Origin of the sequence: Citrobacter sp. Cpo142 (assembly GCF_030332425.1) — a bacterium.
GTDB lineage: Bacteria > Pseudomonadota > Gammaproteobacteria > Enterobacterales > Enterobacteriaceae > Citrobacter > Citrobacter portucalensis.
The window spans coordinates 165,679-190,342 of record NZ_JAOWHW010000113.1; the positions used below are offsets into that span (position 1 = coordinate 165,679).

Consider the following 24,664-nt stretch of genomic DNA (forward strand, 5'->3'; position numbering starts at 1 on the left):
ACCTGCAATGTCACAACCTGACGCTATTATTCGTATAAAAAACCTTCGTCTGCGCACCTTTATCGGCATCAAAGAAGAGGAGATCCTTAATCGCCAGGATATCGTCATCAACATTGCCATTCACTATCCGGCAGACAAAGCCCGTACCAGCGAAGATATCAACGACGCGCTGAATTATCGCACTATCACCAAGAGCATCATTGCCCACGTGGAGGGTAACCGCTTCTCATTGTTAGAAAAATTAACTCAAGATGTGCTCGATATCGCACGCGAACATCACTGGGTCACTTATGCTGAAGTAGAGATAGATAAACTTCACGCATTGCGTTACGCCGACTCAGTATCAATGACGCTGAGCTGGCAGCGCTAAAACGTAACCCGGGAGGCGACATGCAGATTCTGATTACCGGCGGTACTGGCCTGATTGGACGTCATCTGATCCCCTGCCTGCTGGAACTGGGGCATCAGATAATTGTAGTGACACGTACCCCTGATAAAGCGCGTCAGATTCTCGACTCTCGGGTCGCGTTATGGAAAGGACTGGAAGAGCGGCAACATCTCAATGACATTGATGCCGTGATTAACCTTGCCGGAGAACCTATTGCAGATAAGCGCTGGAGCGCACAGCAAAAGGAACGCCTGTGCCAGAGCCGTTGGGGCATTACGCAGAAACTGGTCGATTTAATCAATGCCAGCGAGACGCCGCCCGCGGTGTTAATCTCCGGTTCCGCTACCGGTTACTACGGCGATTTAGGCGAAGTTGTGGTTACGGAAGAAGAGCCACCGCATAACGAATTTACCCATAAGCTATGTGCCCGCTGGGAGCAAATTGCCAGCACTGCGCAAAGCGACAAAACCCGCGTGTGTATGCTGCGTACCGGCGTGGTACTGGCCTCAGCAGGCGGCATTCTGGCAAAAATGGTCCCGCCGTTTCGTCTTGGCTTAGGCGGCCCGATCGGTAACGGACGCCAGTATATGGCCTGGATCCATGTTGATGATATGGTCAACGGAATTATCTGGCTGTTGAATAACGATCTACGCGGTCCCTTCAATATGGTTTCGCCATACCCGGTGCACAATGAGCAGTTTGCCCACGCGCTGGGTCACGCTCTGAACCGCCCTGCCATTCTGCGCGTTCCCGCCACCGCTATGCGACTGCTGATGGGGGAATCGTCAGTACTGGTCCTTGGTGGACAACGCGCATTGCCCAAACGCCTGGAAGCTTCCGGTTTTACGTTTCGCTGGTACGATTTAGAGGAAGCGCTGGCGGATGTCATCCGATAACCCCTAAGCGCTATTCACAGTCGCCGTTGTGGTGGTAAGGTTATAGACCAGATTTCCGCAATGGCGACGTTATGGCGATAATATCGACTCCCCGACTTACCCTCTCTTTGTTTCAATTTTCTGACTGGTCATTTTTCCAGAAACTCCGTGAATGTCCTGAAGTCATGCGCTATATGGGCAACATCGCCCCGGCGAAAGATACCCGGCTGTTATTCGCCAGACGTCTGGCCGCACAGCACACTTTCGTCATCCGCGAGCATAACAGCCCAACGCCACTCGGCGATATTGGTCTGCAAATCAGCCATCTTTACCCGCATGAAGCCGACCTCGGCTACGCCATCATGCCACAGGCTCAGGGGAAAGGTATTGCCAGCGAAGCCGTCCGCGCGGTGTGCCAGTATGCCTTCGAGCATGCAGGTGTAACGGCGATAAACGCATACGCGCTGGCGGATAATAAAGGTTCAATCCGTATTCTGGAAAAGACAGGCTTTGTACGTACGCAGGTACTGGAAAAGGCGTATGAGATTGACGACATCGCCTACGACGACTGGGTGTTTCGGCTGGAGTGCGACGCGCTAAAATTGTAAGCCCGGAAAGCGTATCGCCTCCGGGCAGGTGATTTACTTCAACGAACCTTTGAGGAACTGCTGCAAACGCGGGCTTTGCGGATTACCGAATACCTGTTCCGGGTCACCCTCTTCCTCAATTTTCCCCTGATGCAGGAATATCACGTGCGTGGAAACATGACGGGCAAACCCCATTTCGTGGGTCACTACCACCATGGTTTTCCCCTCTTCAGCCAGCTGTTGCATAATGCGCAGCACTTCACCCACCAACTCAGGATCAAGCGCCGACGTAGGTTCATCAAACAATAACACTTCCGGTTCCATCGCCAGCGCACGGGCAATGGAAACACGCTGCTGCTGACCACCGGACAGGTGCACCGGATATTTGCCCTGTGCGCGCTCATCAATGCCCACTTTAGCCAGATACTTCACCGCACGGTCGCGAGCTTCCTGCTTGCTCAGCCCCAACACCTGAATCGGCGCTTCCATGACGTTTTCCAGCACCGTCATGTGGCTCCACAGATTAAAGTGCTGAAAAACCATCGTCAGACGCGTACGCAGCAGGCGTAGCTGATTTTTGTCCGCAACCTTCAACTGGCCGTCTTTGTCGCGCACCAGACCAATGTTCTGACCACTGACGACAATCGACCCGGCACTCGGTTTCTCGAGAAAGTTAATGCAGCGCAGGAAGGTACTTTTACCGGAACCTGACGAGCCAATAATGCTGATAACATCACCCGCGTTGGCCTGCAGCGATACCCCTTTTAGCACTTCATGTTCGCCGTAGTGCTTATGTAAATCGATAACGTTTAATTTATTTTCAGACATCGTGTTACTCGAATCATTTAGAGGATACATGCTGCAACCAGCGTTTTTCCGCTTTACGGAACAGACTGATCAGGACATACGAAATAATCAAATACAGTACAGCGGCAATACCGAATGCGGTAAACGGCTGATACGTTGCCGAGTTGATATCGCGAGCGATTTTCAACAAATCAGGCACCGTTGCAGTAAATGCCAGCGCCGTTGAGTGCAGCATTAAAATAACTTCATTGCTGTATGCCGGCAGCGCAATACGCAGCGCGGAAGGTAAAATAATGCATCGATACAGTTTGAATGACGAGAAACCGTATGCGCGCGCAGCCTCAATCTCACCGTGAGGCACGGAACGGATAGCCCCGGCGAAAATCTCCGTGGTATAGGCGCAGGTATTCAGCGTCAGCGCCAGCACGGTGCAATTCAGCCCGCTGCGGAAAAACGCGTTGAGGAAGTCCGTGCCTTTAACTATCTCCAGCGTATACATCCCGGAATAAAACACCAGTAGCTGAACGTACAGCGGCGTCCCACGAAAAATATAGGTGAATAGCCAGATGGGAAACTGGATAAATTTGTTACTGGAAACGCGACCAATCGCCAAAAAGAGTGCCAGTATTCCGCCCATCACTACTGACGAAATCAAAAGCCACAGGGTGATAGCGACGCCAGTGTAGCGATATCCGTCGGTCCACAGCAGGGACTTCCAGTATTCCTGAATAATCTCAATCACAGGTCAGCCCTCTTCACACCCACGGAATAGCGGCGCTCAAGGTACAGCAGCACACCATTAGAAACAGTGGTAAACACCAGATAGATGACCCCGCACACGACGGCAAAATAGAACGGCTCCCAGGTACTCTTCCCGGCAAGCTGAGTCGCTTTCACCACGTCTTCAAGTCCAAGCAACGATACCAGCGCCGTAGCCTTAAGAATAACCTGCCAGTTATTACCGATTCCCGGTAAGGCATATCGCATCATCGCCGGGAACATAATGCGACGAAATATTTGTGAGCTGGTAAAGCCAAACGCCGTCGCGGCTTCAATATGGCCTTTTGGTACAGCCATAAATGCACCGCGGAATGTTTCGGTAAAATAGGCACCGTAGATAAACCCGAGCGTAATGATACCCGCGACCATCGGATCGATATCAATCTGGCCGATACCGATGGCATCGGTAACGGTATTCAGCGCGATTTGTAATCCGTAGAAGATCAGCAGCATTAAGACCAGATCGGGCACGCCGCGGATTAGCGTTGTGTACCCTTCGAAAATAAGCCCCATTGCCCGGCTTTGCGACAGCTTTGCTGCTGCGCCGACAAGACCTATCAGAACCGCCAGTACCACCGAGCTGAGTGCCAGCTCCAGCGTAACAATTGCGCCCTGTAAAATAACACCTGAAAAGCCATACAACATGCTGCCTGTCCTGTCGTGTGTGGTGGAGTAGTAAGCCTCTTTTGATTTCAGACTAACCGTTAAATGCCGGATGGCGGTTTTGCCTTATCCGGCCTACAAAATCACCGTAGGCCTGATAAGCGCGGTGCCATCGGGCATAAATTCAACGCGTCAAAAATCTACGGGCTTTATCAGCACCTGCGGTAATTAACCGCCGTAAACATCAAAATCGAAGTACTTTTTCGCCAGCTTCTCGTAAGTACCGTCAGCTCGCATTTCGGCAAAGGCTTTGTTCAGCGCTTCGCGCAGCTCGTTATCGTCTTTGCGCAGTCCCATACCGGTACCCACGCCGAACAACTTCTCGTCTTTCACAGACGGGCCGCCGAATTTGTAATCTTTACCGACTGGCTGTTTCAGGAAGCCTTCGCTAGCCGCGACTTCATCCTGGAACGCGGCGTCAATACGCCCGGCAGTCAGGTCAGAATAGATATTGTCCTGCCCCTGATAAGAGACAATCTCAATACCTTTTGGCGCCCAGTGTTCGTTGCCGAACGTTTCCTGGGTAGTGCCCTGCAGCACACCAACACGTTTACCTTTCAGCGACTCAATGGTCGGCTGAATAGCAGAATCTTTAGCGACAACCAGACGCGAATCGGCTGCATAAAGCTTGTCGGTAAATGCGATTTCCTGCTGACGTTTTTCAGTAATGGAAAGCGAGGACATGATGGCATCAATTTTCTTCGCTTTTAGCGAAGGGATCAGCGCGTCCAGAGGGTTTTCCACGAAGGTACATTGCGTATTGATACGTTTGCACAGCTCTTTAGCCAGATCGATATCAAAACCGACTAATTCACCCTGCGCATTCTTCGATTCGAACGGCGCATAAGTAGGATCGGTACCGATACGAATTTTTTGCGGAATGGCTGCAAATGCTGCGGTAGCACTGGAGAAAGCCAGAACTAGAGAAAGAGACAACACCAGTTTTTTCATAACTATCCTCAACAGACTGTCTTTTATAGGGGATCTTTACAGGACCAGGTGCAGTTATCGTGCCATTAATCAGGCCGACAAGGCAAAGCATTCTACCCTGTCGGCGGTATTTATTTGCATGAAAAGCGCTTAAGTATGCACTCATGCCTATTAAGGCAGCGATAAAAGCACCAAAACAGTGCACTGAATTTATTATGCACCGAAATGGTTACCCGCAATGGTGCAGTCAATTCCCCACGCCGCTGTATTAATCGCCGTAGACATTAAAATTAAAATATTTGCTCGCCATTTTGTCGTAGGTGCCGTCTTTACGCAGTTCGCCCAGCGCTTTGTCGAAAGCGGCTTTCAGCTCTGTATCATCTTTGCGCAAGCCAATCCCGGTTCCATCACCAAAGTATTTTTTATCTTTCACCGACGGGCCGGCAAAAGCGTAATCCTTACCAGCAGGCTGCTTCAGGAAGCCTTCGCTGGCCGCGACTTCATCTTGTAATGCCGCGTCCAGACGGCCTGCCGTCAGGTCAGAATAGATGAGGTCCTGGTTCGCATAGGCCACCACGTCCACGCCTTTGCTGCGCCAGTTGTCATTGGCATAGGCTTCCTGAGTAGAGCCTTGCAGGACGCCAACGTGTTTACCCTTGAGGGAATCCAGAGTCGGCTGAATTGGGGAACCTTTCGCGGCGATCAGACGTGAGTCTGCAGCGTAAAGTTTGTCTGAGAACGCAATCTCTTGCTGACGCTTTTCGGTGATAGAAAGCGAGGAGATGATGGCATCAATTTTTTTCGCTTTCAGCGATGGGATCAGCGCATCAAAGTCGCTGGCAACCCAGGTGCATTTGATCTGCATGCGCTTACACATCTCATTTCCCAGATCGATATCAAAACCGACAAAGTCGCCTTTGGCATCTTTAGAGGAAAAAGGAGCGTACGTTGTATCTGTACCAATACGAACCGTCTGCGGAAGTGCTGCGTAGCTGGCCGCGGTGGCGGAGAGTCCTACCAGCAAAGACAAAGCAAGAACCGTCTTCTTCATACATAACCCTCAAGTAGCGTAATTTTATTATGTTTTACGTTGTGTTGTGTGTTTGCAGACTTTTTCATGCAGGTCTTATGCCATTTTCGCGTCGATGAGGATATTCGACGTTAAATATGTTAATAAAACGTTGCAATAATGTCCTGATTTTGAAGATAGCAGGTCTGGCGGTTGAACCGCAGCGTTTCGTTGAGTTTTAACGAATTAAATGTTGAGGATATGATCGCGGTTACAAAATTGCCCTGAAACAGGGCAACCGATGATTCTTTGCACGCTGATGGAACGGCTTACGCCCCTTGCCAGCGGGTGAACAGATCCTGCGGAAGGGTAATATCAAACTGGTCAAGCACGCGATTAACCGTTTGATTAATCACATCATCGAGCGTTTGCGGACGATGATAAAACGCCGGGACAGGTGGCATAATTACCGCCCCAATTTCTGCCGCCTGCGTCATCAATCGCAAATGCCCCAAATGCAGCGGCGTTTCGCGTACACACAGCACCAACGGACGACGTTCTTTCAACACTACATCTGCCGCACGGGTAAGCAACCCATCGGTGTAACTGTGGACGATGCCAGAAAGCGTTTTGATTGAACAAGGCAGGATAACCATTCCGGCGGTCTGAAAAGAGCCGGAGGAGATACTGGCGGCGATATCACGGGTATCGTGATTCACATTAGCCAGCGCCTGCACATCACGCACAGAGAGGTCCGTTTCCAGCGCCAGCGTCTGCCGGGCAGCGGCACTCATCACCAGGTGGGTTTCCACATCAGTGACGTCACGCAATACCTGCAACAGGCGCACGCCGTAAATTGCCCCGCTTGCACCAGAAATACCAATGATGAGTCGTTTCATGTGTAATCGCCCTTACTTGCTCAGGGCCGACTTTGCAGGAAATTACGGTGAGTTGCAAGCAAGGGCGCAGGTTGCGTCCTTGCTTGCGAGCAAACATTAACCTTCGTTGTGCATCTCAAGGTTTTCCGCTTCGTTCTGACGCAACACCGCTTTGGCATCGTCATTACGCAGGGAGTCGAGGAAATCGAGATATTGCTGGTCGACGTCTTTAGTAACGTACACGCCGTTAAACACTGAACATTCAAACTGCTGAATATCCGGGTTCTCAGCACGGACAGCTTCAATAAGATCGTTCAGATCCTGGAAGATCAGACCATCTGCGCCGATTATCTGGCGAATCTCGTCCACTTCGCGACCATGCGCAATCAGCTCCGTCGCCGTAGGCATATCGATGCCATAAACGTTCGGGAAGCGAATTTCCGGGGCGGCAGAGGCCAGATACACCTTCTTCGCGCCAGCTTCACGCGCCATCTCGATAATCTGTTCTGAAGTGGTGCCGCGCACGATGGAGTCATCCACCAGCAGCACGTTTTTATCACGGAATTCCGCACGGTTAGCGTTCAGCTTACGGCGCACAGATTTACGACGCAACTGCTGGCCCGGCATGATAAAGGTACGGCCCACATAGCGGTTTTTCACAAACCCCTGGCGGTACGGCTTACCGAGAATACGGGCAATTTCCAGCGCGATATCACAGGAGGTTTCCGGGATTGGGATTACTACATCGATGTCCAGATCTTCCCACTCACGGGCAATTTTTTCGCCAAGCTTAGTCCCCATATTCACACGGGCGCTGTAGACGGAAATCTTGTCGATAAAGGAGTCAGGGCGAGCGAAGTAAACGTATTCAAACAGACACGGATTGCTCACCGGGTTATCAGCACACTGACGAGTAAACAGCTGGCCTTTTTCGGTGATGTACACCGCTTCGCCAGGTGCTACGTCGCGCAGGAATTCAAAGCCCAGCGTATCCAGCGCTACGCTCTCAGACGCCACCATGTACTCGGTACGGCCATCGCCAATATCGCGTTTGCCCATCACCAGCGGACGGATACCGTTAGGGTCGCGGAAGGCAACCATGCCGTGACCGATAATCATCGCCACGCAGGCATAGGCGCCGCGAATCTGGCGGTTGGTTGCCGCAATGGCAGCAAAAATATTGTCGGCTTCCAGCGGGTAATGGCGGAAGTTATCCAGCTCGCTGGCGAAAATATTCAGCAGAATTTCAGAATCTGAAGTGGTATTGATGTGGCGGCGCTTTTCTTCAAACAGCTTTTTACGCAACTCATGCGCGTTGGTCAGGTTGCCATTGTGGGCAAGCGTAATGCCATACGGTGAGTTGACGTAAAAAGGTTGAGCTTCGGAGGCGCTGGAGCTGCCAGCCGTTGGGTAACGCACATGACCGATGCCCATATTGCCCTGCAAACGCTGCATATGGCGCGCTTCAAAAATATCGCTCACCATTCCGTTTGCTTTACGCAAGCGGAAGCAGTTGTTGGCATCAATGGTGATGATGCCCGCAGCATCCTGACCACGATGCTGGAGCACCGTTAACGCGTCATAAATCGACTGGTTTACCGGCATAACACCGGCGATACCGACAATACCGCACATACGTCTTTTCCTCGTTCAGCAACGACCCAAAGTTTATACTTTGGGCAAGAAACTTGACGAGCTTTGCAGATAGTCAAAGAACCATCTGATGATGAAACTGAACTGCGGGATCAGCTGTGACTTACCCCAGTCTTCACTTTTCGACAGACCGGTAAAGGTATCGAGAAAGAACAGTATGGCGGCGACGATCAACGCTCCACGCAAAGCACCGAAGCAAATCCCCAACACTCTGTCGGTACCCGACAGTCCTGTTTTCTCTACCAGTTGGCCTATCACAAAGTTAACGATAGCGCCGACGATAAGTGTCGCGATGAACAGTATCGCGATAGCAATCCCATTTCGAACCAGTTCGTCTTCAAAGCCCGTAAACCAGACAGACAGGTAAGTGTAGTAATGGCTGGCGACAAAGAAAGCACAACCCCAAGTCACCAACGATAATGCTTCACGAACAAAGCCACGGATCAGGCTAACCAGACAGGAAAAACCAATCACCGCGATAATGGCGTAATCAATCCAGACCATATGTGTCCCACGATTTTACGCCCTGTCGTCCTGTTCGGGGCGCATTCTAACAGAAAAAGAAAACGTTTGCGTAGGGATTTCCTTTCCACGCGTAAATAAAAATGGCGCTGAAAAAATCTTCAACGCCATACGATTTTATGCCTCTTCGGGCACTGCCGGATGGCGGTGTAAACACCTTATCCGGCCTACATCAGAGCAACGTAACGCAATCCCTTAGTTAGGGGTATACCCCATCACCACCCCGCTCAAACCAGAGATCTTCTGCAGCTCGCCCAGCGAGTTCTTCAGCTTATCTTTGGAGGCGTCAGGCCCTACGAGAATGCGGGTTATTTTACCCTGCACCGGCGTTGACGGGGAAGTATATACCCGGAAGCCCGCGCCACGAAGTTTACCCACGATCTCATTGACCTTATCCGCGTTTTTCAATGCACCGAGTTGTACAACGTACGCTTTGCCGGTTGGCGCTGGCGCTTCCTCAGCGGCCGGTTTCGGCGCTGGAGTCGGTGCCGGTGTTGGCGTCGGGGCGACGGTAACAGTCTGCGGCTTCGGTTTAGGTTTCGGTGGTTCCACAGGCGCAGGGACAGGATCTAACTCCGCGCTGTTTGCCGTCGTCAAACGTGATGGATCCAACGATGGCGCGGCAGCATCACCCGCACGCACCTCTTCTGCCGCCCCTTCCGGCGGCTGAGTCGGCAGCGCCTGCGTTGCTGCAGGCATCATGTCTGGTTCATCGCGATCGCCGGGTTTAGGCACCAGTGGGATCGCTGCAAATTCATCCTGATAATGCTTTTTCTGCCCGTCAAGCAGCCCGGGAAGCACAATTATCCCGAGCGCGACCAGCACAATTGTGCCGACTAATCGGTTCTGAAACTTACTCGCCACCGCTTCTCCCCACGTCTATTACTTCCATGACATGTGCGACAGTGTGAAACGATCCACACACCAACACGGTATCTTCTGGCTTCGCCTCAGCCAGTGCCGCAGTCCATGCCTGCGCCACGCTGTCATAGGCGCTGCCTTTGCCCAGGTGCTCCAGCAGCTGTTCTGCCGTTGCTCCACGCGGCCCTTCCAGGGGCGCACAGTACCAGTCGTCAACCACGCTTTTCAGCCAGGCCAACGTACCGGCAATATCTTTATCATGTAGCATACCGATAACCGCAAGTACACGCCCGCTTTTCACTAACTTTTTCAGACGTCCGGTCAGATACTCCGCCGCATGCGGGTTATGGGCAACATCAAAAATCACTCGCGGCGACTCGCTCACAATCTGGAAGCGTCCCGGTAAAATCGCTTGTTCGATACCGTCACGAATGGCCTGCTCGCTGACGTTAAGGCCGCTTGCGCGCAGTGCGGCCAGCGCGGTTGCTGCGTTAGGTTGTGGCACCTGCGGCAACGGCAGGTGCGTCAACGTTCCATGAGCGTCCGTAAACGACCAGTCATTCTCCGTGACCGTATAGCGCCAGTCCACACCGCAGCGCTGCAAAATCGCCCCGCTCTCCTGAGCGACATCCGCGATGGTGTAAGGCATTTCCGGTTCGCCGACGATGGCCGGTTTCTCTGCACGGAAAATTCCCGCCTTCTCACGACCAATACTTTCGCGATCCGGGCCCAGCCAGTCAGTATGGTCAAGCGCAATACTGGTGACTACTGCGACATCGGCATCGACGATATTGGTGGCGTCAAGGCGGCCGCCTAACCCCACTTCCAGAATAACGACATCCAGCTGGGCCTGTTTAAACAGCCAGAGTGCCGATAACGTACCGTATTCAAAGTAGGTCAGGGAAATGTCACCCCGTGCGTCTTCAATCTCAGCAAACGAGGCGGTATGGGCTGATTCCGGCAGTTCACGCCCCTGCACGCGTACGCGTTCCGTGTAGCGCACCAGATGAGGCGAACTGTACACCCCAACTTTATAGCCTGCCGCAGTCAGCACAGATTCCAGCGTACGACAGGTTGTGCCTTTCCCATTGGTTCCTGCCACCGTAAAAACAAATGGCGCAGGTTTCAACACACCCAGTTTACGCGCCACCTGACTGACGCGTTCAAGGCCCAGATCGATGGTTTTACTGTGCAGGTTTTCCAGATAAGAAAGCCACGACGCCAGGGGCGACGCGGCTTGAGGGATACGTTTATTGTCCATGATGCCTGTAGATTCTTTACGTTGAGAAAAGCAAAAGGGCAGCGCCAACCGGCCTGCCCTTTTTTACACGTTGTTTTCCACGTTGCAGATGCGTTGGCTGTACTCGCTCTCCCGAATCACTTACCGGTGTAAGCTCATCGGGATCAACGCTCTTCTCGCCTGCCTGCAACCCGAAACCCATAGCGTAAACTATCAGGCCTCTGGTTCCTGATCGGGAACCGGAGGTACCACTTCGCCTTCACGCGGCTCATCCGGATTCGGCGCAGGAAGATTCATCAGCTTCGCCAGGATGCTTGCCAGTTTCAGACGCATTTCCGGACGGCGAACGATCATATCGATAGCGCCTTTTTCAATCAGGAACTCGCTGCGCTGGAATCCCGGCGGCAGTTTCTCACGTACGGTTTGCTCGATAACACGCGGACCAGCGAAGCCGATCAATGCTTTCGGTTCTGCAATGTTGAGATCGCCCAGCATCGCGAAGCTTGCAGAAACACCACCCATTGTTGGGTCGGTCAGTACAGAAATATACGGTAAACCGCGTTCCTGCATTTTCGCCAGCGCAGCAGAGGTTTTCGCCATCTGCATCAAAGACATCAACGCTTCCTGCATACGCGCCCCGCCAGAAGCAGAGAAGCAGATCAGCGGACAGTTGTCTTCCAGCGCCTGCTCAACGGCACGGACAAAACGCGCGCCGACCACAGAGCCCATGGAGCCGCCCATAAACGCGAACTCGAATGCCGCAGCAACGACCGGCATACCGTGAAGTGTGCCTTTCATCACCACCAGCGCATCTTTCTCGCCAGTTTCTTTCTGCGCAGAAGCCAGTCTGTCTTTGTATTTTTTGGAGTCACGAAACTTCAGCACGTCTTTCGGCTCAAGCTCGCTACCCAGTTCCACAAGAGAACCTTCATCTAACAGGCTATGCAGGCGATTGCGCGCCGACATGCGCATATGATGGTCACACTTCGGACAGACCTCAAGATTACGTTCCAGCTCAGCACGGTATAAAACCTGACCGCAGCTATCACACTTGGTCCACACCCCTTCAGGAATGCTTGCCTTGCGGGTGGGAGTAATGTTGCTTTTAATTCGTTCAATCCAGCTCATTGGTGACCTTTCTGCCTGAACCCTAGTCAGCTTTGTTATAAGGGGCGCATAATGCCATTTTTGCCCCTAACAGACCATGAATGTTGCACATTAAAACATAACAGCCCGAAACTTTGGATAAAAAAGTGGTCGAACCGCTGAGTTACTTTCTATTTTGCAGCCCGTGACGCAGCACGCTTATGGCGAATTACTTCAATCACCCCCGGCAATACGGAAAGGACGATAATCGCCACAATCAATAATTTCAGGTTTTCCTGGACGATCGGCAGATCGCCGAACAGGTAGCCTGCGTAGGTGAACAACAATACCCACAGCAGTGCACCGACGACGTTATACATCGCAAAGTGACGGTAGGACATATGTCCCATACCGGCAACAAACGGCGCAAATGTACGCACGATAGGCACGAAACGCGCCAGGATAATCGTCTTACCGCCATGACGCTCGTAGAACGCATGGGTTTTATCCAGGTAGCTGCGGCGGAAAATTTTGGAGTTCGGGTTACTGAAAAGTTTTTCCCCGAACAATCGACCAATCGTGTAGTTCACCGCATCGCCCACAATCGCCGCCACAATCATCAGTGCCACCATCAGATGAACATTGAGATCGTTGGTTGGCAGCGCAGAAAGCGCCCCCGCAACAAACAGCAGCGAGTCCCCAGGCAGGAAGGGTGTCACCACCAGCCCAGTTTCACAGAACAGGATCAGAAACAGAATGGCGTATACCCAGATACCGTATTCCGCAACCAGCTCCGCCAGGTGCACATCAATGTGCAGGATAAAATCGATAAGAAAGTAAATCAGGTCCATAGTTTTGCCTTTATACGACTCAAATTAGTCCGCCAGAAATAGCGGGCCCATAGGCGGTTTTGGCAGGTCGAACCGGTCTGGGTAATCTACCGCAACCAGATACAGTCCTTCCGCTTTCGCCGTTGCCGCTGCCAGCGTTCTGTCCTTTGCCGCTAACAGTTCTGCTATCCAGCTCTCCGGCTGGTTGTTGGCGCCAACTTCCATCAGGCTGCCGACAATATTCCTGACCATATGATGTACAAAGGCATTCGCTTTAATATCCACCACCACATATGCACCGAAACGTTCGACGTTAATGTGCATCACGTTTCGCCACGGCGTGCGCGACTGACACTGCACCGCCCGAAACGAGGTAAAATCATTTTCGCCAATCAGACACTGGGCCGCACGATGCATACGCTCAGCGTCCAGCGGTTCATAGTAATGGGTTACCCCTTTACCCAAAACCGCAGGGCGCAACCGATGATTGTAGATGATGTAGCGATAACGGCGAGCCGTGGCGCTAAATCGGGCATGAAAATCATCGGGTACAGCTTTAACCCAGCGCACGGCGATGTCACCAGGTAAATTCGCATTTACCCCCAGTGTCCAGGCCGCATCTTTACGCTGGGCAGTGGTTTCGAAATGCACGACCTGCCCAGTGCCATGAACGCCCGCATCCGTACGTCCTGCACAAAAAACATTGATGCGCTCATTCGCCACCTGAGAGAGCGCTTTTTCCAGTTTTTCCTGAACGCTACGCACTTCGTTCTGGCGCTGCCAGCCATAATATTTGCTGCCGTCATACTCAATGCCCAGCGCAATTTTATGGGTTGACGGCTGTTGCTGGTCAGACATTAGTACAGGTACTCCTGCACCAGTTTTTCCGCAATTTTCACCGCCATTAACGCGCCGCCAAAGCGAACGTTGTCCGCCACAGACCAGAACTGAACTTGCTCTGGCATACCGTAATCATTATGCACGCAGCCAATAGAAAGGTGCGGCGTGCCCGATGCATCGCCAACCTGGGTCGGGAAATCGGTCTCTTCCGACAACACCACGTCTTCACCGCGTGAAAACGCATCGCGCGCTTCTTCCGCCGCCAACGGACGCAGGGCCTCAAAATTCACCATCTGCGCGTGGCCATAAAATACCGGGGACTGCACGATGCTGGCAGAGATGAGCAGGCCGTCATCCTGCATAATTTTGCGCACTTCATCAACGATACGACGTTCTTCACGCACGCTACCTTCACGATCGGGCAGCATCGGCAGCATGTTGAATGCCAACTGACGGCCAAAGAAATCATCTTCGTCAATCGGGATGCCATTAAGCAGTTTCGCACTCTGTCCTGCCAGCGCATCCACCGCTTTTTTGCCATGAGCGGAAGCTGAGATAATATTGGTCACCGTAATACGCGAAAGCCCACCGTCATCAATCAACGGTTTCAGCGCAGACAGCAGTTGGCTGGTCAGGCTGTTAGGCACCGCAATCACATTGCGGTTACGGTAATCCGCCAGCACGAACGGGTTAACGTCCGGAACCACCAGCGGAACGTCAGGCTCGAGCGCGAACAGACCGCTGCTGTCAATCACCAGACAACCCGCATTAGTGGCTTCTTCTACCCATGCGGCGGTGGCTTCAGCGCCCGCAACAAAAAATGCCAACTGTGCCTGCGTCCAGTCAAAGTCTGAAACGTCCTGCACTATGACCGATTTACCGTTAAAACGCAGATGCTCACCGGCGCTTTCATTACGCGCCAGCGCATAAATTTCACCGACCGGGAACTGGCGTTCAGCCAGCGTATCGAGCAGGGCTTCGCCTACGGCGCCCGTTGCGCCCAGAATGGCAATATTCCAGCCTTCAGACATGGTGATTTACTCCAAGAAATACGTAAGCGTCCCTGTCGCATTATTCGACAGGGAGCATTAAGAAGACATTAATGTGCCGGATGATGAACAGCGTTAAAACCCAGCTTACACAATAAGGCAGCAGCCGTTGCGTCGTCACACATCACATATAAAGACGACCATTCACGACGTTCAAGGTAATTTTTACGCAGTTTATCAAACTCACCCGGAATTCCAGCGACTTTACGCAACGGCGCATCATCGCGGCGCACATCATACACTAAATGCACGAGCCTTTTCAGCGTTGGCTGATCTAACGGGCCATGCAGGGTAATACGACCAAATTCCGGCGCAGGTAACAGGGTACTGAGCGCAACGTGCTGCTCGTGACCAATAAACTTACTATAGGCCTCAAAGACCTGCGTGGTACCACGCGCTTTTCCTTCGAGGGTATACCCGGCAATGTGCGCCGTACCGATATCAGCTTTCTCCAGCAACGCCACATTGAGATCCGGCTCTCCTTCCCAGACATCCAGCACAACACTCAGCGACTGACTGGCATTCAATCGGTTCAGCAATGCCGTATTGTCGATGACCGGCCCACGGCAGGCGTTGATCAGAATAGTGCCCGGCTTCAACCGGCTAATCAGCGCGTCATCCGCCATGTGCAACGTTTTGTACGGCCCGTCTTTAAACAGCGGCGTATGGAAAGTCAGCACATCGGCTTGCTCTACCAGTTCATCCAGCGAGCAGAAATTGCCTTCATCACCGCGATCGGCTCGCGGTGGATCGCACAGCAGCGTGCGGATCCCCAGCGCTTCCAGACGCGCCTGCAAACGCCCGCCCACGTTGCCTACACCCACAATGCCCACGGTGCGATCGCGTAACGCAAACCCGTCGCGCTCCGCCAGCATCAGCAACGCTGAAAAAACATATTCTACGACCGCTATCGCGTTACAGCCGGGTGCGGCGGAAAAACCGATCCCCGACTGCGCAAGCCAGGCGTCATCCACATGGTCTGTGCCAGCGGTTGCCGTGCCGACAAATTTAACCGATTTTCCGCCAAGCAGTGATTCATTTACTTTCGTCACCGAGCGCACCATTAAGGCATCCGCATCATCCAGTTCGGCAACGGGAATCGGACGACCAGGAACCGCTTTGACCTCCCCCAAACGACTGAACAGTTCGCGGGCATAGGGCATATTTTCATCAACGAGGATTTTCACGTCTTTCGCACCTGTTTGAGAACGAGAGTTAACCGGGCAAGTGTGCCATAATCTCGCCGCCAGGCATACTGCGAGACCTGGTCAGCACAGATTTAAGGAACAGAGATGATGCAGCCCATTTCAGGTACGCCCGCACGCCCTCCCGGCGAAGGCCAAAATGCCCCTTCCGCTGCGGGTGAACAACCGTTATCCACACAACAACGTACTGTGCTGGAACGGCTAATTACCCGTTTGATTTCACTCACCCAGCAGCAAAGTGCTGAAGTGTGGGCCGGAATGAAGCACGATCTGGGCGTCAAAAGTGATACGCCGCTGCAGTCACGTCACTTTCCAGCCGCTGAGCAAAACCTTAACCAACGGCTGGGGGTTGCTCAGCAAAATCATGTTAACCGTCAGGTGCTTTCGCAGCTCACTGAATTACTGAGCCAGGGAAATAATCGCCAGGCAGTGAGTGATTTTATCCGTCAGCAGTATGGGCAAACGGCGCTCAGCCAGCTCACGCCTGAGCAGTTAAAGAACGTGCTCACGCTACTGCAACAGGGGCAGCTGTCGATACCGCAGCCACAGCAGCGCCCGGCCACCGATCGTCCGTTGCTCCCCGCAGAGCACAATACGCTGAACCAGTTAGTTACCAAACTGGCGGCGGCCACGGGAGAATCCGGGAAGATGATCTGGCAGTCGATGCTGGAGTTGTCTGGCGTAAAAAGCGGTGAGCTGATCCCTGCCAAACAGTTTACGCACCTGATCACCTGGCTGCAGGCGCGCCAGACGCTCAGCCTGCAAAGCGCCCCGACGCTACAAACGCTCCAGGCGGCGCTGAAGCTGCCATTAGAGCCGAATGAGCTGACAGCAATAAAAGAGTACGCACAGCAGACGTATCAGATCCAACCACAATCGATTCTGACCACGGTGCAGGTGCAGGACTTGCTCAATCAAATTTTCCTGCGGCGCGTGGAACGAGAACGCGAGCTCAGCGATCCGCGCCATCTGCAGCCCATTTACAGCCCGTTCGCGCCGATGATTGAAACGGTTAAATCTCTGTCGGCACGACCGGGACTGCTGTTTGTTGCGTTGATAATTGCGTTAACCATTTTCTGGCTGGTCGCCTAACCTTTACGCAGCGTAAGCAACGTTACAATAATCCCCACCACGGCAGATATCGCCCCGGCAAGGAACACTGAGGGATAACCGTACGCGGTGGCCAGCACCCCGGCGACCGGACCGCTTATGCCGTAGGAGATATCCTGAAACGCGGCGTAACCGCCCAGCGCCGTCCCACGAACCTGCGCGGGCACTCGCTTCACTACCTCGACACCCAAGGCCGGGAAGATAAGCGAACACCCGGCCCCGGTTAATGCCGCTCCGAGCAGCGCAATCCAGGCCGATGGGGCCTGCCACAGCAGAATCAGCCCCGCAGTTTCCACCAGCAAAGAGACAACGGCAACCTTCACGCCGCCGAACCGGTCCGGCATCCAGCCAAACAGAATGCGCATCAGCACAAACGCCCCACCAAACGCAGTCAGGGTGAACCCCGCCATCGTCCAGCCGTTGCTGACAAAATAGAGTGAAATAAACGTACCGATCACCGCAAAGCCAACGCCCTGCAGCGCCAGGCCCAGGCCCGGTTTCCAGATAAGCCCTACCACGCTCCATAACGAAGGACGTTCTCCTGCATGCGCAGGCACTTTGCGTACAGTGCCGTTGAATGCCCATGCCAGCAGCGGTAATACCATCGTCGTCCCGGCCAGCGCCGCGAAGCCAAAGTGGCTGTGGATCAACAGGCCTAACGGTGCACCGGCGGCCAGCGCGCCGTAAATCGCCATTCCGTTCCACGACATCACTTTACCGGAGCGTGTCGGGCCGACCAGCCCAAGTCCCCAGGTCAGCGTTCCGGTGAGCAGTTGGCTTTCGCCAAAGCCGAGGATCAAACGCCCGACGATTAATAACGCAAATTTTACGGGAACAGAGACAGGCAATAGCGCGGCTAAAAGCCACGCCGCGCCCGCCAGCCCACAGGCAAACATTCCCTGTAGCGCCGAACGTTTAGCGCCATATTGATCGGCTAAGCGCCCGGCGTAGCCGCGCGTTAATACCGTTGCCAGAAACTGTACGCCTACGGCGATACCGACCATGGTATTGCCATAGCCCAGTTCCTGATGCACAAACAGAGGAATCACGGGCAAAGGTAGGCCGACCGTCATATAGGTCAGGAAAACCGCAAAAGCGATACGAAACAGCGAAAAGTTCGCCGAAGGTGTTTTTTCTTGTTGGGTTACAGCTGTCATGCGTTACTCCAAAATGCAGAGTAAGGCGAGGAATGTCCACGCCCCCTCTACCTGACTATCAGGATTAAGGTGCGTTGGATAACGTTAAACGCTTACGCATTATCAAGAGGATAATGTTGAAGCTGGAGTCTGCCTGTAAACCGGATCGATTGTCAACGATATAAAAAAGGGAGCCATCAGGCTCCCCTTTGCATCTCATTTTGTAGACTTACACTTACAGCTTACGCATGACCAGCGTTGCGTTGGTGCCGCCAAAGCCGAAGCTGTTGGACATTACAGTAGTCAGCGCCTGCTCGGTCGGTTTGGTCACGATGTTCAGACCTGCCGCCTGCTCATCCAGCTCTTCAATGTTGATGCTCGGCGCGATAAAGCCGTGTTCCAGCATCAGCAGAGAGTAGATAGCTTCCTGCACGCCAGCCGCACCCAGAGAGTGACCGGTCATGGCTTTAGTCGCAGAGATGGCCGGGCTGTTATCACCAAACACTTCACGGATTGCACCCAGCTCTTTCACGTCGCCTACCGGAGTAGAGGTACCGTGAGAGTTCAGGTAGTCGATCGGGGTGTCTACGCCGTGCATCGCCATCTGCATGCAACGTACTGCGCCTTCGCCAGACGGAGCAACCATGTCTGCGCCATCGGACGTTGCGCCGTAACCGACGATTTCCGCGTAGATATGCGCGCCACGTGCCAGCGCATGCTCCAGCTCTTCGACCACGACCATACCGCCACCACCAGCGATAACGAAACCGTCACGGTGTGCGTCATAGGTACGGGAAGCTTTGGATGGATCGTCGTTGTATTTAGTAGACAGCGCGCCCATTGCGTCGAATTCACACGCCATTTCCCAGCACAGCTCTTCGCCGCCGCCAGCAAAAACGATATCCTGTTTGCCCAGCTGAATTTGTTCTACCGCGTTACCGATACAGTGCGCAGATGTCGCACAGGCAGAGCTGATGGAGTAGTTTACGCCGTGGATTTTGAACGGCGTTGCGAGGCAGGCAGAAACGCCGGACGCCATCGCTTTGGTGACCACATACGGGCCAACCGCTTTCAGACCACGCGGGCTACGCATTGCGTCAGCACCGAACACCTGAAAACGCGGGGAGCCGCCGCCGGAACCTGCAATCAGGCCAACGCGCGGGTTGTTCTGGTAATCTTCTGCTGCAAGGCCGGCATCAGCCACTGCCTGTTCCATAGAAAGGAATGCATAGATGGATGCGTCGCTCATAAAGCGCACTACTTTGCGGTCAATGAGGCCAGTGGTATCCAGTTTTACGTTGCCCCAAACGTGGCTACGCATGCCGGAGTCCTTCAGCTCCTGAGAGAAAGTGATCCCTGAACGTCCTTCACGCAGAGATGCCAGGACTTCCTGCTGGTTATTACCGATGCTGGAAACGATGCCCAAGCCAGTAATCACTGCACGTTTCATTCAATACCTCTGTAAGTCGCACTATTTTAAAGTTTCGAGTGGCACAATAGCGTACACTTGTACGCCGAACAAGTCCGATCAGCCATTTAGTGTGGAAATTTGCGCAGCCAGGCACTCATCGCTAAGATCGGGGCACAGCCTGCCAGACGAGTAACTTACGTGAAACAATACGCTATACAACCAGCAAACCTTGAATTCAACGCTGAGGGTACACCTGTTTCCCGAGATTTTGACGATGTCTATTTTTCTAATGATAACGGGCTGGAAGAGACACGTTACGTCTTTCTCGGCGGGAATCATCTCGCCCAGCGATTCCCTGCGCATTCACGTCCCCTCTTCGTGGTGGCAGAAAGCGGGTTTGGCACCGGACTTAACTTCCTGACACTCTGGCAGGCATTTACCGATTTTCGCGATACCCATCCCGAAGCTACCCTGGAAAGATTACATTTCATCAGCTTTGAAAAATATCCACTGACGCGCGAAGATTTAACCTTAGCCCATCAGCACTGGCAAGAACTTGCCCCGAGGGCCACGGCGCTGCAAGAGCAATGGCCGCTGCCGCTGGCGGGATGCCATCGCCTGCTCCTTGATGAAGGACGTATCACGCTGGATCTGTGGTTTGGCGATATTAACGAACTGACCAGTAAGCTCGATGACTCCCTGAATCAAAAAGTGGATGCCTGGTTTCTGGACGGTTTCGCGCCTGCAAAAAATCCGGATATGTGGACGCCAACGCTGTTTAACGCAATGGCCCGTCTGGCTCGTCCCGGCGGTACGCTGGCAACCTTCACCTCAGCGGGCTTTGTGCGTCGGGGATTGCAGGAAGCCGGATTTACGATGCAAAAATGCAAAGGCTTTGGTCGCAAACGCGAAATGCTCTGTGGCGTAATGGAACAGACGCTGACGCTCCCCTCCTCGGCGCCGTGGTTTGCACGTACCGGAACAGATAAACGCGAAGCCGCCATTATTGGCGGGGGGATTGCCAGCGCATTGCTGTCGTTGGCGTTACTGCGTCGCGGTTGGCAGGTCACTCTCTATTGCGCCGACGATAACCCAGCCGGGGGTGCATCCGGCAATCGCCAGGGCGCGCTTTATCCGCTACTCAGCAAGCATGACGCGGCCATTAATCTCTTTTTCCCCACCGCGTTTACCTTCGCTCGTCGACTGTATGACGCCCTCCCCGTTGAGTTCGCGCATGACTGGTGCGGTGTGACACAACTGGCGTGGGATGAAAAAAGCCAGCAAAAAATCGACCAAATGCTGTCCCTTGAATTGCCTGATGCGCTCGCCATCGGCGTTAACGCAGAGCAGGTTTTACAAACGACCGGCGTAGAAACCGGATGCGGCGGCATTCAGTACCCTGCCGGAGGATGGCTGTGTCCGGCACAGTTAACCGCCGCCGTATTCGACTACGCCGCAACGCTGGGATTACGCACCCGGTATCAACATACGCTGGCCTCGCTGTCTCGGCAGACAGAAAGCTGGCAATTGACGTTTTCCAGTGGCGACACCGCCACTCACGCTGCTGTAGTTATGGCTAACGGGCATCGCATTAACGGCGTTGAGCAAACGCAGTCGCTTCCGGTGTACTCCGTAGGCGGTCAGGTGAGTCACATTCCTACCACGCCTTCGCTTTCAGCGCTGCGTCAGGTGCTGTGCTATGACGGCTACCTCACGCCACACAACCCGCAAAACCAGCAGCACTGCATTGGCGCCAGCTATCATCGCGGAAGTGAAGAAACGGTGTATCGCGCGGACGATCAGCAGCAAAACCGTCAGCGCTTAATAGATTGTTTCCCGAATGCCTCGTGGGCAAAAGAAGTAGACGTTAGTGGCAATGACGCCCGTTGTGGAGTGCGCTGCGCCACGCGCGATCACATGCCGATGGTCGGCAACGTCGCGGATTATGACGCCACGCTCAGCCAGTATGCCACTCTTGCCGAAGACAAAGTGCACGCCGTAAACGCCCCGGTGTATTCCGATTTATTTATGTTAGGTGCGCTGGGCTCGCGCGGGCTGTGTACTGCCCCGCTGTGTGCAGAAATTCTTGCATCGCAAATGAGCAATGAACCCATACCAATGGATGCCAACACGCTGGCAGCGCTGAATCCGAATCGTCTGTGGGTAAGGAAGTTATTGAAGGGTAAAGCGGTGAAATAAGATACCATCTCGCCATTGCCTGATGGCGCTACGCTTATCCGGCCTACAACTCCCGTCCGCGTAGGCCGGATAAGACGCCTTCGCGTCGCCATCCGGCACAATCCACTGCAATTATTATTGCGTTGCCTTCTGGAACAGTGTGTCCCACATCTCTTTCACTAACGCCTGGTCACGCGGCGAGAGTTCGCCTGCGCTGATGGCTTTTTCCAGGCTGCTGGTCACATTGGCGTACAATGCCTCAGCGGAATGGTCCTCGCCAGCATCCAGCTCAGCCACAGCCAGCGTCAGGTGCCCACGCAAATAGCCACTGGCAAACAACTCATCATCGCTGGCGTGCTCTACCATATCGTCGATTAATGCCAGAATGCGTGATTCAAACTCCGCGATCATCTTATTTCCTCATTGTAAACGTGGCAGCGGCTTCAGTTGAGCGCTTCGGGCCACGGGAATTGTTCCGCCGTAAGTTCAGGCGTGTGATAATAATTCTGTAACGCGTTAATGAAACGCGCCGGACGTTCAGGGATCCCTTTTTCCAGGTACTCCATCACCTGAGCATGAACACGGCGCTGGAATACCACGCGATCCGGTTCAAAGTCCCCCTCCAGATTGTCGCAACTGACGTTAAACGGGTAGCCCGCCGCCATGCAAAACAACCAGTCAAACGCCTGCGGCTTCACTTCCACATCTTCAAACTGGCATTGTGTCTTCGCGTCGCGTCCGTCCGGGCAGTACCAGTAACCGAAATCGACCAGTTCACGACGGGCTTTACCGGCGATGCACCAGTGTGAAATTTCGTGTAACGCACTGGCGTAATAACCATGCGCAAAAACGATACGGTGATACGGTAATTCCGCATCCGCTGGAAGATAGATCGGTTCGTCGTCGCCTTTAATCAGACGGGTATTAAATTCATCGGCAAAGCAGCCGTTAAAAATCTCAATTAACTGTTCGTAGTGATGCGTATTATTCATTAGTTCATCCCCAGCCAGTGGAGAATCTCCTGTCCATGATTATCATAAAGTAGCTTGGCGCTCATCACGGCGGAGACAATAACGATCATTGGCCGAATAAGTTTTTGTCCTTTGCTGAGTACCAGTCGAGAGCCCATCCGTGCGCCAATAAACTGGCCAATGAGCATCACAAAACCTGTCGCCCAAATCACTTTGCCGCCGAGAGCAAACAGCAACAACCCGCCGATATTCGAGGTGGCATTTAATACTTTGGCGTGGGCCGTCGATTTCGCCAGGTTGTATCCGCACAGCATGACAAAAGCCAGCGCGTAGAACGACCCCGCCGCCGGACCAAAAAAGCCATCGTAAAAGCCGACGCAGCCTCCGGCCACCAGCGCGAAAGGCAAACCGTGCAGTCGGCGCTGTCGGTCCTCTTCCCCGATTTTCGGCATCAACAGAAAGTAAAGGCCAATACAGATAACCAATACTGGCAGGATCTGGCGCAGAACATCTGACTGCACGTGTTGAACCAACAGCGCGCCACTCATTGAGCCGATAAAGGTCATGAAGATATTGAGCTTCTGATCCGCCAGATTAACCACACCCCGACGAATAAAATAGAGGGAGGAAGAGATAGATCCCCCGCAGGCTTGCAGCTTATTGGTCGCCAGCGCTTGCGCAGGTGGCATCCCGGCCGCCATCAATGCCGGGATGGTGAGTAGACCACCGCCTCCGGCCAGAGAATCAATAAAACCTGCCAGCATCGCCACAAAAAAAAGCACACCTAAAAGCAGTGGCGACACCATAAACAGAGAGGCAAAATGATCCATTAGAGTACATGCTCGTCCAGTAGCGCCTGGCAGGAAGGCGGCAACGGTGGCGGTGTCTTCTTCTCAGGCTTGGTGGTTCCAGGTTTTGGAGGTTCGAACCAGCTTTGCAGCTCTGCGCCACAGCCGTCACCCGGTGGCGGTAACGGTTGATCTTCGCACTCAAGGCTGTCGGCAGGGCAACGTAACCGCACGTGCATATGCGCACGATGCTGGAACCACGGCCGCACTTTACGCAACCAGTCCCTGTCGGTCCCTGCATCCAGACAAAGTTGTTGCTTAATCGCCGGATTCACGAAAATACGCGTTACTTCATTATCTTTTGCAGCCAGCCTGATCAGGCTGAAAATCTCCGGTTTCCACAGTGACGGCACAACACGTTTGCCATCCTGTGAGACCAGATCTAACGCCTGCGGCCGCAGCAGTTGCGACTGGGTCCAGCGCGTTTTCGGCAGTTGCAGGAAAATATCCACATCCAGTCCCGTCTGGTGGCTGGCGTGACCGCCATTGAATCGCCCACCGGCCGGCATCCCCATATCGCCGATTAACACCGTGCCCAGCCCCTGACTATTGGCCTGATTACTCAGACGCTGGATAAACCTCACCAGATCCGGATGGCCAAAGTAACGACGCTGATCGGTGCGCATCACCTGATAGTGTTTTGACTGGACAGGCAGCGTATCTGCGCCAACAATACAGCCATTGGAAAACGCGCCGATAGACTGCGCGCTGCCCGCAACCGGATGGGTAATTTTCTGCCAGGGCGTCGCCGCCAGACAGGCGGTACTGGCAAACAGAGCCAGCGCCGCAAGTGCCGTTTTTTTCATC

The 24,664-nt window shown here is 53.5% G+C and carries 26 protein-coding genes; 5 read left to right on the plus strand and 21 right to left on the minus strand.

Features of this window, described 5'->3' with window-relative positions:
* The first annotated feature begins 7 nt into the window (after positions 1 to 7).
* The 3 genes from folX (at position 8) to OGY18_RS10580 (ending at position 1,871) form a co-directional block, all read left to right on the plus strand.
* Positions 8 to 370 carry a dihydroneopterin triphosphate 2'-epimerase gene (folX, locus tag OGY18_RS10570; protein ID WP_003028107.1) on the plus strand — a complete coding sequence of 121 codons (363 nt, stop codon included), beginning with the start codon at positions 8 to 10 and terminating at the stop codon, positions 368 to 370.
* 20 nt (positions 371 to 390) lie between these two features.
* Complete coding sequence (locus OGY18_RS10575) at positions 391 to 1,284, plus strand: TIGR01777 family oxidoreductase (protein ID WP_149281783.1); 894 nt, start codon at positions 391 to 393, stop codon at positions 1,282 to 1,284.
* Between the two features lie 71 nt (positions 1,285 to 1,355).
* Positions 1,356 to 1,871: a GNAT family N-acetyltransferase gene (locus tag OGY18_RS10580; protein ID WP_074170577.1), complete on the plus strand. Its 516-nt coding sequence runs from the start codon at positions 1,356 to 1,358 to the stop codon at positions 1,869 to 1,871.
* Positions 1,872 to 1,904: 33 nt separating this feature from the next.
* Here the strand turns inward: OGY18_RS10580 and hisP are convergent, their stop codons facing one another.
* The 15 genes from hisP to pdxB all read right to left on the minus strand — a co-directional run bounded on the left by hisP (position 1,905) and on the right by pdxB (position 16,185).
* Positions 1,905 to 2,678, minus strand: a complete 774-nt coding sequence (gene hisP / locus OGY18_RS10585; RefSeq protein ID WP_003028114.1) for a histidine ABC transporter ATP-binding protein HisP — start codon at positions 2,676 to 2,678, stop codon at positions 1,905 to 1,907.
* Positions 2,679 to 2,691: 13 nt separating this feature from the next.
* Positions 2,692 to 3,399 carry a histidine ABC transporter permease HisM gene (hisM, locus tag OGY18_RS10590; protein WP_003028116.1) on the minus strand — a complete coding sequence of 236 codons (708 nt, stop codon included), beginning with the start codon at positions 3,397 to 3,399 and terminating at the stop codon, positions 2,692 to 2,694.
* Entirely contained in the window at positions 3,396 to 4,082 is a 687-nt protein-coding gene (locus OGY18_RS10595) for a histidine ABC transporter permease HisQ (protein ID WP_126317640.1), read from the minus strand. Before OGY18_RS10595 ends, hisM begins: the two co-directional genes overlap by 4 nt.
* A gap of 186 nt (positions 4,083 to 4,268) precedes the next feature.
* Entirely contained in the window at positions 4,269 to 5,051 is a 783-nt protein-coding gene (gene hisJ, locus OGY18_RS10600; RefSeq protein WP_003028120.1) for a histidine ABC transporter substrate-binding protein HisJ, read from the minus strand.
* A gap of 247 nt (positions 5,052 to 5,298) precedes the next feature.
* Entirely contained in the window at positions 5,299 to 6,081 is a 783-nt protein-coding gene (gene argT / locus OGY18_RS10605; RefSeq protein WP_003834788.1) for a lysine/arginine/ornithine ABC transporter substrate-binding protein ArgT, read from the minus strand.
* Positions 6,082 to 6,368: 287 nt separating this feature from the next.
* Positions 6,369 to 6,938, minus strand: a complete 570-nt coding sequence (locus OGY18_RS10610) for a UbiX family flavin prenyltransferase (protein WP_003028125.1) — start codon at positions 6,936 to 6,938, stop codon at positions 6,369 to 6,371.
* Positions 6,939 to 7,034: 96 nt separating this feature from the next.
* Positions 7,035 to 8,552, minus strand: coding sequence for an amidophosphoribosyltransferase (gene purF / locus OGY18_RS10615; RefSeq protein WP_003028127.1), 1,518 nt, complete (start codon positions 8,550 to 8,552; stop codon positions 7,035 to 7,037).
* Between the two features lie 33 nt (positions 8,553 to 8,585).
* On the minus strand, positions 8,586 to 9,074 hold the full coding sequence (cvpA, locus tag OGY18_RS10620) for a colicin V production protein (protein WP_003028129.1): 489 nt from the start codon (positions 9,072 to 9,074) through the stop codon (positions 8,586 to 8,588).
* A 213-nt stretch (positions 9,075 to 9,287) separates the two neighbouring features.
* Complete coding sequence (dedD, locus tag OGY18_RS10625; RefSeq protein ID WP_286552944.1) at positions 9,288 to 9,956, minus strand: cell division protein DedD; 669 nt, start codon at positions 9,954 to 9,956, stop codon at positions 9,288 to 9,290.
* Complete coding sequence (gene folC / locus OGY18_RS10630; RefSeq protein ID WP_286552946.1) at positions 9,946 to 11,214, minus strand: bifunctional tetrahydrofolate synthase/dihydrofolate synthase; 1,269 nt, start codon at positions 11,212 to 11,214, stop codon at positions 9,946 to 9,948. The genes dedD and folC overlap by 11 nt, the downstream gene beginning before the upstream one ends.
* 192 nt (positions 11,215 to 11,406) lie before the next feature.
* On the minus strand, positions 11,407 to 12,321 hold the full coding sequence (accD, locus tag OGY18_RS10635) for an acetyl-CoA carboxylase, carboxyltransferase subunit beta (protein ID WP_003834797.1): 915 nt from the start codon (positions 12,319 to 12,321) through the stop codon (positions 11,407 to 11,409).
* 149 nt (positions 12,322 to 12,470) lie between these two features.
* Positions 12,471 to 13,130: a DedA family protein gene (locus tag OGY18_RS10640; RefSeq protein ID WP_003028140.1), complete on the minus strand. Its 660-nt coding sequence runs from the start codon at positions 13,128 to 13,130 to the stop codon at positions 12,471 to 12,473.
* Positions 13,131 to 13,154: 24 nt separating this feature from the next.
* On the minus strand, positions 13,155 to 13,967 hold the full coding sequence (gene truA / locus OGY18_RS10645) for a tRNA pseudouridine(38-40) synthase TruA (protein WP_003028142.1): 813 nt from the start codon (positions 13,965 to 13,967) through the stop codon (positions 13,155 to 13,157).
* Positions 13,967 to 14,980, minus strand: coding sequence for an aspartate-semialdehyde dehydrogenase (locus OGY18_RS10650; protein ID WP_003834801.1), 1,014 nt, complete (start codon positions 14,978 to 14,980; stop codon positions 13,967 to 13,969). The genes truA and OGY18_RS10650 overlap by 1 nt, the downstream gene beginning before the upstream one ends.
* Before the next feature lie 68 nt (positions 14,981 to 15,048).
* The gene (gene pdxB, locus OGY18_RS10655) at positions 15,049 to 16,185 is read right to left on the minus strand and encodes a 4-phosphoerythronate dehydrogenase PdxB (protein ID WP_286552948.1); all 1,137 of its coding nucleotides are present in this window, start codon (positions 16,183 to 16,185) and stop codon (positions 15,049 to 15,051) included.
* 108 nt (positions 16,186 to 16,293) lie between these two features.
* On the opposite strand from pdxB, the gene flk reads away from it, so the two are divergent.
* Positions 16,294 to 17,295, plus strand: a complete 1,002-nt coding sequence (gene flk, locus OGY18_RS10660; protein ID WP_286553079.1) for a flagella biosynthesis regulator Flk — start codon at positions 16,294 to 16,296, stop codon at positions 17,293 to 17,295.
* Here the strand turns inward: flk and OGY18_RS10665 are convergent.
* Together OGY18_RS10665 and fabB are read right to left on the minus strand one after the other, a co-directional pair.
* Positions 17,292 to 18,470 carry an MFS transporter gene (locus tag OGY18_RS10665; protein WP_003834805.1) on the minus strand — a complete coding sequence of 393 codons (1,179 nt, stop codon included), beginning with the start codon at positions 18,468 to 18,470 and terminating at the stop codon, positions 17,292 to 17,294. The two genes, flk and OGY18_RS10665, sit on opposite strands and share 4 nt — an antisense overlap.
* Positions 18,471 to 18,684: 214 nt before the next feature.
* A complete protein-coding gene (gene fabB / locus OGY18_RS10670) occupies positions 18,685 to 19,899 on the minus strand; it encodes a beta-ketoacyl-ACP synthase I (RefSeq protein WP_003834815.1) in 1,215 nt (404 codons plus the stop codon).
* A gap of 159 nt (positions 19,900 to 20,058) precedes the next feature.
* Here fabB and mnmC point away from each other — a divergent pair, with 159 nt between their 5' ends.
* Entirely contained in the window at positions 20,059 to 22,059 is a 2,001-nt protein-coding gene (mnmC, locus tag OGY18_RS10675) for a bifunctional tRNA (5-methylaminomethyl-2-thiouridine)(34)-methyltransferase MnmC2/FAD-dependent 5-carboxymethylaminomethyl-2-thiouridine(34) oxidoreductase MnmC1 (RefSeq protein ID WP_286552950.1), read from the plus strand.
* Between the two features lie 114 nt (positions 22,060 to 22,173).
* Here mnmC and OGY18_RS10680 read toward each other — a convergent pair whose 3' ends face one another.
* Genes OGY18_RS10680 through mepA form a run of 4 tightly spaced genes read right to left on the minus strand, consistent with a single transcriptional unit; the run spans position 22,174 to position 24,663 of the window.
* A complete protein-coding gene (locus tag OGY18_RS10680; protein WP_003028163.1) occupies positions 22,174 to 22,449 on the minus strand; it encodes a YfcL family protein in 276 nt (91 codons plus the stop codon).
* A 32-nt stretch (positions 22,450 to 22,481) separates the two neighbouring features.
* Positions 22,482 to 23,030, minus strand: coding sequence for an elongation factor P hydroxylase (locus OGY18_RS10685; protein ID WP_003834819.1), 549 nt, complete (start codon positions 23,028 to 23,030; stop codon positions 22,482 to 22,484).
* Positions 23,030 to 23,839, minus strand: coding sequence for a sulfite exporter TauE/SafE family protein (locus tag OGY18_RS10690; RefSeq protein ID WP_003834821.1), 810 nt, complete (start codon positions 23,837 to 23,839; stop codon positions 23,030 to 23,032). Before OGY18_RS10690 ends, OGY18_RS10685 begins: the two co-directional genes overlap by 1 nt.
* Positions 23,839 to 24,663 (minus strand): penicillin-insensitive murein endopeptidase, encoded by an 825-nt coding sequence (mepA, locus tag OGY18_RS10695; RefSeq protein ID WP_063940571.1) that lies wholly within the window; start codon positions 24,661 to 24,663, stop codon positions 23,839 to 23,841. The genes OGY18_RS10690 and mepA overlap by 1 nt, the downstream gene beginning before the upstream one ends.
* Between the last annotated feature and the right edge of the window lies 1 nt (position 24,664).